General features: G+C 65.0%; 8 protein-coding genes. 3 read left to right on the top strand and 5 right to left on the bottom strand.

All coding sequences use genetic code 11. The features are described from left to right. A partial coding sequence (locus tag EOA23_RS28540) for an urease accessory protein UreD (RefSeq protein ID WP_245474372.1) occupies positions 1 to 257 on the bottom strand: 257 nt, incomplete at its 3' end. A gap of 251 nt (positions 258 to 508) precedes the next feature. Between EOA23_RS28540 and EOA23_RS28535 the strand changes: the two genes are divergently transcribed. The 3 genes from EOA23_RS28535 to EOA23_RS28525 all read left to right on the top strand — a co-directional run bounded on the left by EOA23_RS28535 (position 509) and on the right by EOA23_RS28525 (position 2,831). Continuing rightward, entirely contained in the window at positions 509 to 763 is a 255-nt protein-coding gene (locus tag EOA23_RS28535) for an acyl carrier protein (RefSeq protein ID WP_041003067.1), read from the top strand. 4 nt (positions 764 to 767) lie between these two features. Continuing rightward, on the top strand, positions 768 to 1,976 hold the full coding sequence (locus EOA23_RS28530) for a beta-ketoacyl-[acyl-carrier-protein] synthase family protein (protein WP_127306611.1): 1,209 nt from the start codon (positions 768 to 770) through the stop codon (positions 1,974 to 1,976). 150 nt (positions 1,977 to 2,126) lie between these two features. Then, positions 2,127 to 2,831 (top strand): glutathione S-transferase N-terminal domain-containing protein, encoded by a 705-nt coding sequence (locus EOA23_RS28525; RefSeq protein WP_127306610.1) that lies wholly within the window; start codon positions 2,127 to 2,129, stop codon positions 2,829 to 2,831. 385 nt (positions 2,832 to 3,216) lie between these two features. Here the strand turns inward: EOA23_RS28525 and EOA23_RS28520 are convergent, their stop codons facing one another. From EOA23_RS28520 to EOA23_RS28505, 4 genes are all read right to left on the bottom strand, one after another. Next, positions 3,217 to 3,543 carry a hypothetical protein gene (locus EOA23_RS28520; RefSeq protein ID WP_127306609.1) on the bottom strand — a complete coding sequence of 109 codons (327 nt, stop codon included), beginning with the start codon at positions 3,541 to 3,543 and terminating at the stop codon, positions 3,217 to 3,219. Between the two features lie 188 nt (positions 3,544 to 3,731). Next, positions 3,732 to 4,346 (bottom strand): nucleoside triphosphate hydrolase, encoded by a 615-nt coding sequence (locus EOA23_RS28515; RefSeq protein WP_127306608.1) that lies wholly within the window; start codon positions 4,344 to 4,346, stop codon positions 3,732 to 3,734. 322 nt (positions 4,347 to 4,668) lie between these two features. Then, entirely contained in the window at positions 4,669 to 5,775 is a 1,107-nt protein-coding gene (locus EOA23_RS28510; RefSeq protein ID WP_127306607.1) for a hypothetical protein, read from the bottom strand. Between the two features lie 234 nt (positions 5,776 to 6,009). Further along, entirely contained in the window at positions 6,010 to 8,028 is a 2,019-nt protein-coding gene (locus EOA23_RS28505) for a methyl-accepting chemotaxis protein (RefSeq protein WP_245474371.1), read from the bottom strand. Positions 8,029 to 8,196 lie beyond the last annotated feature (168 nt).

Here is an 8,196-nt window from a genome sequence, read left to right as displayed (position 1 = left end):
CGATAGACCTTCTCGCAGGCCTGGGTGGTGATGGAGGCGGAGGCCTCGGCGCCGACCTCGATCGTCCAGCCGAGGCGGTCGCCGCCGGTCATTCCGCCGGCCGTGTTGATGAGCACCGCCTCGAGCGGATCGCCCTGCACCGCCGGCAGGCGGATTTTGGCCGATCCGTCCTGGTAGAGCCGCTGCAGGCGCGTCCGGCCATCGCTCTTGCCGCAGAAAAGCCTGGCTCGCCCGGCAACACGTTGCGCGGCAGGCAAAGCAGCGCCGGCCAAAGGCAAGGCGGGTGTCAGGGCGTTGTCGATCGTGTCCACGTTTCCAGGTTAAGCACTCCGGCGGCTTTGTCGATATATCGCTTGTTGCTTGACATCGTTTTGGTTTCTATAGAGGGAAGCCACCCTGGAGCGGTCGCGCGGTGTCTGGCGAGGTAAGGGCAACGGCGTTGTTGGATCCGGGGACCAAAAAAGGGCGCTGATCAGTTGGCGTCGGGAAACGACAGGGAAGGAACCGAATGGCTGACCAGCTGACGACCGAGATCATCGAAAAGATCAAAGCGCATGCCGACACCGGTGGTGAGGAAATCACCGCCAGCACCGATCTCGGAACGCTCGGCATTCATTCGCTGGAATTGACCGAGATCATCTTCGATCTCGAGGAGAAGTACGGCATCGAGATCGAGATGAACACGGTCGATGCCTGGAGCAACCTGAAGAACGTCGGCGACATGGTCGAGGCGGTTCGCGAACTGATCGCGAAAAAAGCCTGACTGCATGCAAAAACGCGTCGTCATCACCGGTATTGGCGGGATTTGCGGGCTCGGCAACGATGCGCCGGCGATGTGGGACGCCATGCGCGCCGGCCGCTCGGCGATCGGCCCGATCGACAATCCGTCGCTGCATGACCTCAAGGTCAAGACCGGCTGCGAAATCAAGGAACTGCCCGAACATGGCATCGACCGCAAGCAGGTCGTGTCGATGGACCGTTTCAGTCTGCTGGCGGTGATCGCCGCGCGGGAAGCGATGCGGCAATCCGGCCTGACGGCGCATGCCGACAACACCTACCGGATGGGCGCAATCGTCGGCATCGGCGTCGCGGGCTTCGAGACTATCGAGGAGAATTACCGCGCGATCCTGCTCGAGGGGCGCAACCGCGCCGCCATCTTCACCGTGCCGAAAGTGATGCCGGGCGCGGCCGCCGGGCAGGTGAGCATGGCGCTCGGGCTGCGCGGCCCTGTCTTTGGGGCTACCTCGGCCTGTTCGTCGGCCAACCATGCAATTTCCACGGCGGTCGACCAGATCAGGCTCGGCCGCGCCGACGTGATGGTTGCCGGCGGCACCGAAGCGCCGCTGGTATGGGGCGTGCTCAAGGGCTGGGAGGCGCTCAGGGTGCTTTCGCCCGACACGTGCCGGCCATTCTCGGCCGACCGCGCGGGGCTTGTGCTTGGCGAAGGCGCCGGCATGGCGGTGCTCGAAAGCTACGATCACGCAATGGCGCGCGGCGCCACCATCCTGGCGGAGATCGCCGGCGTCGGGCTTTCCGCAGATGCCTCCGACATCGTCGCGCCGACCGTCGAGGGACCGGAAGCGGCGATGCGCTTCTGCCTGGCCGATGCCGGGCTCAATCCGGAAGACGTCGACTACCTCAACGCGCATGGCACCGGCACCAAGGCCAATGACCAGATCGAGACCGCCGCGATCAAGCGCGTCTTCGGCAACCACGCCCCTTCGCTCTCAGTGTCCTCGACCAAGTCGATGCATGCGCATTGCCTCGGCGCTTCCGGCGGGCTGGAGATGATCGCCTGCGTGATGGCGATCCGCGACGGCATCGTGCCGCCGACCGCCAACTATCGCGAGCCCGACCCGGAATGCGACCTCGACGTAACGCCCAACACGGCGCGCGAGCGCAAGATACGCGCCGCGCTCAGCAACAGTTTCGCCTTCGGCGGAACCAATGCGGTGCTGGCCTTCAAGGCGGTCTGATCACAATCCCGGTTGACTGTATGTGCATCGGCCGCCGGTGGCTGGTGTATTGATCCCGGCCGGCCGGGGACCTAATTCTTCCTCACCCCGCCGTATTCTTTGCCACCCATTGTGAGCGCCGCCCGGCGCCAGCCCTATCCGGAGTTTCCGATGACCGACCTGTCCGCCTTTCCGATCGCCAAGCGCTGGCCGGCCAAGCAGCCCGAGCGCCTGCAGCTCTATTCGGCCACGACGCCCAATGGCGTGAAGGTCTCGATCGCGCTGGAGGAAATCGGCCTGTCCTATGAGCCGCATTATGTCGATATCGGCAAGAACGAGAGCTGGACGCCGGAGTTCCTGTCCCTGAACCCGAACGGCAAGATACCGGCCATCATCGACCCGGACGGCCCGGACGGCAAGCCGATCGGCCTATTCGAGTCCGGCGCCATCCTGCTCTATCTGGCCGACAAGACCGGCAAGCTCATTCCCGCCGATCCGGCACGGCGCTACGAGACGATCCAGTGGGTGTTCTTCCAGATGGCGGCGATCGGCCCGATCTTCGGGCAGGTCGGCTTCTTCCACAAATTCGCCGGGCGCGAGATCGCCGACAAGCGGCCGCTCGAACGCTACCGCGACGAATCGCGGCGGCTGATCGGCGTGCTTGAAACGCGGCTGAAGGGCCGCAAGTGGATCATGGATGACGACTACACGATCGCCGATGTGTCGATGCTGGGCTGGGTGCGCAACCTGATCGGCTTCTACGAAGCGCGCGAGCTGGTCGGTTTCGATGATTTCCCGACCGTCGCAGAATGGCTGGAGCGCGGCCTGGCGCGGCCGGCGGTGAAAAGGGGCCTCGCCATTCCAGCGAAAGGCTGAAGACGGTTCCGGTAAACGCGTGCGGCACAAAAAAGTCCTGCGGGCGCGCCCATGCCGGGCTGGTTTCGACGCTCGGCGCTTTGGCTGAAGGTAGCGGTGGGCTAAGCGGGCGCGGCTAGCGCCCACGTTGGAGATTAGCTGAAACCCCATGACGTCGGCATACTCAGGCTTGACCCGAGTATCCATGCCGTGCCCGCTGCCGTAGAGCGCAACCGTGCAGAATTCTGTAACCGCAGCAACGCTTTAGCGTCACGGCATGGATTCAGGGTCTGCGCGCGTCGCTTCGCTCCTTGCTCCGCCCTGGATTGACGACCGAGCTGTCTTGACGGCCAACCGCGAAGGTCCGGCTCGGCGACTTCGCCGTCCGGAATCGCGTAAAAAGGGACTATTTCGCCTTGGCCTTTCCACCACCACGGCCAAGCACGGACGCAGCCAGCCTTGCCGTCGCTACCACCGCGCCGGTCGCAACGCTGGCAACGGTGCGGATCGGGCCCGACGTCTTCGTTGCCGACTTGTGCGGCCTATGCGCCTTGGGCGCGACCTTGTGGGCCACGGCTGGCGTTACTTTCTTCGGGGCCGCCTTGCCGAAAGCCGGCTTGGCGTCCTTCGACCGCTCGGCGATCGCCGGGCCGGCGCCCGCCTTGGCCTGCGTCGTCCTGGATTGGGTGGCCCTGGTTTTTTTGGCCACGGGCTTTCTGCTGTTGGTTGCCATCTGACAGTTCCTGCTCGCTTCTTTTCGCAATTCCGGACGGAAAGCGGCTGTGCGCTTCCCTGGGATTGCTCCGGCGCCGGACAATTCGGGATAGGCTGATAACGGCGTGAAAACCTTAAAGTTCCCGTCCGAAAATATCGAAAATTGAGCAGGTTAACCAATCGCCAGGGTCATTGATCAATGACCCGTCATTGACCGATGACCATGTCGGCCGGCCGGCGCCGTGCCAGCACCCGCTCGATGTTGGGCATGTCGTTGGAGGCGATCCAGGCGCGGGCGTCCTCATCCGACTTGCCATGCTCGCGCCAGCGCTCCATCAGCCGGCGCTCGAGTTCGTTGCGGGGCACGTCGACGAAAATGGTGAAATCGAACAGAGGCGCCAGCCGCGACCACGGCTCCTCGTCGAGCAGCAGGTAGTTGCCCTCGACCAGGATGAACTTGGTGTCGGCGGAAACGATCTCGGCCGCCGCGCGCGACAGTTCGATGCCGCGGTCGAACACCGGAATGGCGATGTCGGGTTCGCCGGAGCGGATGCGCTTCAACAGCGTCTCGAAGCCGGCGAAATCGAAGGTTTCCGGCGCGCCCTTGCGCGGTCGCAGGCCACGGCGGTTGAGGATGACGTCGTCATAGTGGAAGCCGTCCATCGGCACGACCTCGGATGTGCCGTCAGGCAGAAGCTCATGCAGGTTCGCCGACAGCGTCGACTTGCCGGAGCCCGGCGGACCGGCAATGGCGACGACGAAGCGCTTGGCCTTGCCGGCGCGCTTGAAGATGGCGGCTGTGATATGGGCGATCTCAGACATCGGCGGCTCTTCGGTAAGATTGCGGCCGGCATTTTGGCGGGTGTCGGTGGAAATTTCAAACTGGGATCGCTGATGCCGAAGTTTCGATCGCTTACCCACCTTCGAGATTAGCCGAGACGCCCATCTCATCGTCATCCACGGGCGGAGCAAGGAGCGAAGCGACGCGCGCAGACCCGAGGATCCATGCCGTGACGTTGAGGCGTTACAACGGTGCAGAATTCTGCTCCGCTTGTGTCCTTCGGCCAAGGTAACGGCATGGATTCCAGGGTCTGCGCGCGTCGCTTCGCTCCTTGCTTCGCCCTGGAATGATGAATTTCAGAGCTCACGCCGGAAGCGAGCGCCCGATGCGCAGGAAGTCGCCGTCGAACGGCGCCTCCTTCACCGCGCCGTTCGGGGCAAGGACGCGCAAACGATCGGTCACCGCCTCGATCTCGGCAGGCGCATCGGCCTCGGCGAACGGAACCGCGCCGATGACATGGCGAAACGACACCGACCGCCCCTCGGCCAGCGCGAAGGCCGTGGCCACGCCTTCATGCTTCAGCCAATTGTCGCCGAGCGAGGCGGCATGGCCCATCGCGCTGCGGCCGTCCTCGATGCCGAGCACGCCGAGATGGCGGCCGCTCCAGGGCGCGTAGTCGCGGCCGCCGTTCGAGAACCAGAGCATGGTGACGGGCAGTTCGGCCGGGTTCTTCAGCACCAGAACCAGGTCCTGCTCGGCGCGCCGCGCGATCGCCGTCCAGCCCGGGCCGCCATGATCCGCCTCGACCAGGGTGATGAAATCCTCGCGCCTGTCATCCATGCGGTAGTCGGTGAGGTCGGTGGTGCCGCCGGCGGCGAGCGGAAACTGCGTGAGGTCGGCGGCGCGGGCCGGATAGGCCAGCATGAAGCGGCCGCGCGCCGGGTCGGGCTCAAGCGGCGTTGGGGGCGTGACAGCGACGCGCTTGGGCGAGAAGGCGAGCCGGCCGCCGCCTTGCATGACCGTCATCGGATGATGGGCGGCGGAGATGGCGCCGGAGCCGCCGGAGAAGACGTGCTCCTGGTACAGGAACGGGTGGCCGTCGCGCAGCGTGAAGATCTTGTCGACGGCGGCGCCCATCACCTTGCGGCGCAGCCGGAACACGGCCCGCCAGCCGCCGGCGATGGCAGCGCTTTCGACGACGTCCCATTCGCTGTTGGCCGGCCAGCCATGCAGAGGTGCCGCCTCGACGTCGCTGGCGGAGAAGGGCGCGCAGAGGAAATCGCCGGAGAGGCGCACCGTGCCCTCAGGCAGGTTCGCAGGCAATGTCTCGCGCGGCGAGCCGACCCAGGGCGCGCGATGCAGGGGGTTCAGGATGCGGCCGTCGGCCTCGACCTCCATGGCAGCGATATGGCCGACGGCGAGATCGAGCGAGACGGAGATGCCCTTTGCGCCGATCGTGACCGTGTCCATGAATGCCTCCCGCGAATCTTTTCTCGCGGGGAGCAAAGCCCGTCGAATGCCTCCTGTGCAAGCAGCGCGATCGGCATTTTGCATCAGTTCCTCCCCCTTGTGGGGAGGGTCGGCGAGCGGTCGGAGCAAAGCGGAGACCGGTCGACGGGGAGGGGTCTGAAAAAAGAGTCTTTTCGACCCCCACCCCGATCCGCTGCGCGGATCGACCCTCCCCACAGGGGGGAGGGTGGAGCCCTACTGCCTTTTATACTCCCGCACCGGCGACTTCGTGCCATCCGTATAGGTGACCTGCACCGCCATCGATTTCACGTCGTCCTTGACCTTGAAATAGGGCTGGTAGTCGGAGGGAATGGCATAGGGGTCCTTAGCGTCGCAGGGCGGCATCTTGATCTCCTTGTCGAGCGCGGTGCCGTTCAGGCTGTAATGCACCGCCTTGATGGCGCAGCGGTAGGAGAGCATCTGGGTGAAATAGACCAGGCCGCGATTGCCGCCGGAATCGAAAGCGATCCACGACGTCCAGAACTGGTCGAGGATCTGCTTGTTCTCCTGCTGGAGCGCGCCGTCGGGGTCGAAGCGGATGTCGAACGGGCCGGTCTCGCGGCCGCGGATGTCGAGATATTTTATCGCGATGGTGGTGGCGGCGGTGCTGTCCGGCAACTCGAAGCTCGGATTGGGCATCGGCTTGCCGGTGCGCTGGTCGTTCATCGCCATCACCCCGGTGTCGGTGAACGGGCCGGAATCGCCGAGACGCCAGGAAATCGCCGTCGCCGGCTCGGGCAGCGAGATCGTCATCGACCAGCCGGCGTTGGAGCGCATCGGCGTCAGCGTCGGCACGAAGCGCGACGGGTCGAGCACGTCGCTCAACGCCGTCAGCCGGCTGCGGCTGCGGTCCAGCCAGTCGGCCAGTTGTGTCTGGTCGACGAAATATTTGAGCAGGCCGCCGTCCTTCTCGTAGGCGACGAATTTGCTCAGCGCCTGCGCCTCGCTGCGCTTGTCGGCGAGCGTCTGGCTGCCGAGGCGATCCTCGGAAAATTCCTGCGCGAGCAGAAAGTAAGCCGGCGCGTAATCGGGGTTGGCCGCGATGAAGGCGTTGAGCTTGTCGAGCCGCTGCGCGTCGTCGAACTGCAACAGATGCACGAGCTTGATCGACGGCGCCTTGGCCTTTTCGGCAAGCTGTCCAAACACTTCGCGCGCGCCGGCCTTGCCGTCCTGGACCCTGAGCAGCGTGGCAAAGCGCGTATAAGGATCGATCGCGTCGACGTCGAAGCCGGCAAAGGCAAGATAGGAGCGGCGGGCGTTGAGCATGTCGCCGGCGAGCTCATAGACGCGGGCATTGTGGTAGAACTCGTCCGGGCGCTTCGGATCGGCGATTGCGCCGCCCTGCGCCGAGAGCTGGGCAAAACCCTTGGCGATCGTGTCGATCGAAGCGGCGATCTGCTCGGTGGTCGCCTGCAGCTTTTCAGCCTGCGCCCGCTGCTGTTGCTGGCCGGCGGCCAAGGTGTCGGTCGTCTGCTTGACCGCCTCGACAGTCTTCTGCGTCTCCGCGCCTTGCGCCGACTGCTGCTGTTGGGCGGAAGCGATCTGCTCAGTCTTCTGCGCCACCGTATCCGTGGTCTGCTTGACCGCCTCCACGGTCTTCTGCGTCTCGGCGCCCTGCGCCGACTGCTGCTGTTGGGCGGAAGCGATCTGCTCGGTCTTCTGCGCCACCGTATCCGTGGTCTGCTTGACCGCCTCCACGGTCTTCTGCGTCTCGGCACCCTGCGCGGTCTGCTGTTGCTGGGTGGACGCGATCTGCTCGGCGGTCTTGGCGACCGTATCGGTCGATTTCTTGACCTCCTCGACCGTTTTCTGCGTCTCGGTGACAGTCTGCTCGATCTTCGCCACCTTCTGCGAGACGATGCCCAGCGATTGCTGCAGCTCGGCGACGGCAGGCACAAGGTTGGCGATCACGCCGTTCTGCGAATTCGTTTCCTGCTGGATGCCGTAGACACCGCCGGCGATCGCCGCCGCACTGGTGGCGAAGATCAGCGCCGGCATCGCCTTGGCGGCCAGCACCAGGCGCAGCACCATGGCGACGGCGATGATGATGGCCGCGACGGCGGCGACCAGGGCAATGTAGGCGGCAAAGGGCCCGAGCGGATTGAGCACATCGCCGACCGCGCCGCTGATGAAAGCAAAGCTCGCCGCCCATTTGCCGGTGCGGCTGAGCGACGCCCTGAGCAACGAGGTCGTACCCGTGGCGATTTCCGACATGCCGGTCCCCCCAAATCCAAGCCGCGACATATTAGCGGAAAGCTGGGGCGGATGGCAAAAGGGGGTCGAGCCGGGCATGGACTGCCCCTCACCCAGCCTCCGCTTCGCTCGGCTGACCTCTCCCCGGCGGGGAGAGGAGATTGTCAGCGCCGGCGCCAACCTCTTCTC

The organism is Mesorhizobium sp. M2A.F.Ca.ET.042.01.1.1, assembly GCF_003997405.1.
In the GTDB taxonomy this organism is placed as follows: domain Bacteria; phylum Pseudomonadota; class Alphaproteobacteria; order Rhizobiales; family Rhizobiaceae; genus Mesorhizobium.
This window is presented reverse-complemented; position numbering and strand designations above follow the sequence as displayed.

Bases quoted from the DNA above. Each gene is read 5' to 3' on its own strand.
- EOA23_RS28535 (WP_041003067.1), top strand. From the start codon at position 509: ATGGCTGACCAGCTGACGACCGAGATCATCGAAAAGATCAAAGCGCAT.
- EOA23_RS28530 (WP_127306611.1), top strand. From the start codon at position 768: ATGCAAAAACGCGTCGTCATCACCGGTATTGGCGGGATTTGCGGGCTC.
- EOA23_RS28525 (WP_127306610.1), top strand. From the start codon at position 2,127: ATGACCGACCTGTCCGCCTTTCCGATCGCCAAGCGCTGGCCGGCCAAG.
- EOA23_RS28520 (WP_127306609.1), bottom strand. From the start codon at position 3,543: ATGGCAACCAACAGCAGAAAGCCCGTGGCCAAAAAAACCAGGGCCACC.
- EOA23_RS28515 (WP_127306608.1), bottom strand. From the start codon at position 4,346: ATGTCTGAGATCGCCCATATCACAGCCGCCATCTTCAAGCGCGCCGGC.
- EOA23_RS28510 (WP_127306607.1), bottom strand. From the start codon at position 5,775: ATGGACACGGTCACGATCGGCGCAAAGGGCATCTCCGTCTCGCTCGAT.
- EOA23_RS28505 (WP_245474371.1), bottom strand. From the start codon at position 8,028: ATGTCGGAAATCGCCACGGGTACGACCTCGTTGCTCAGGGCGTCGCTC.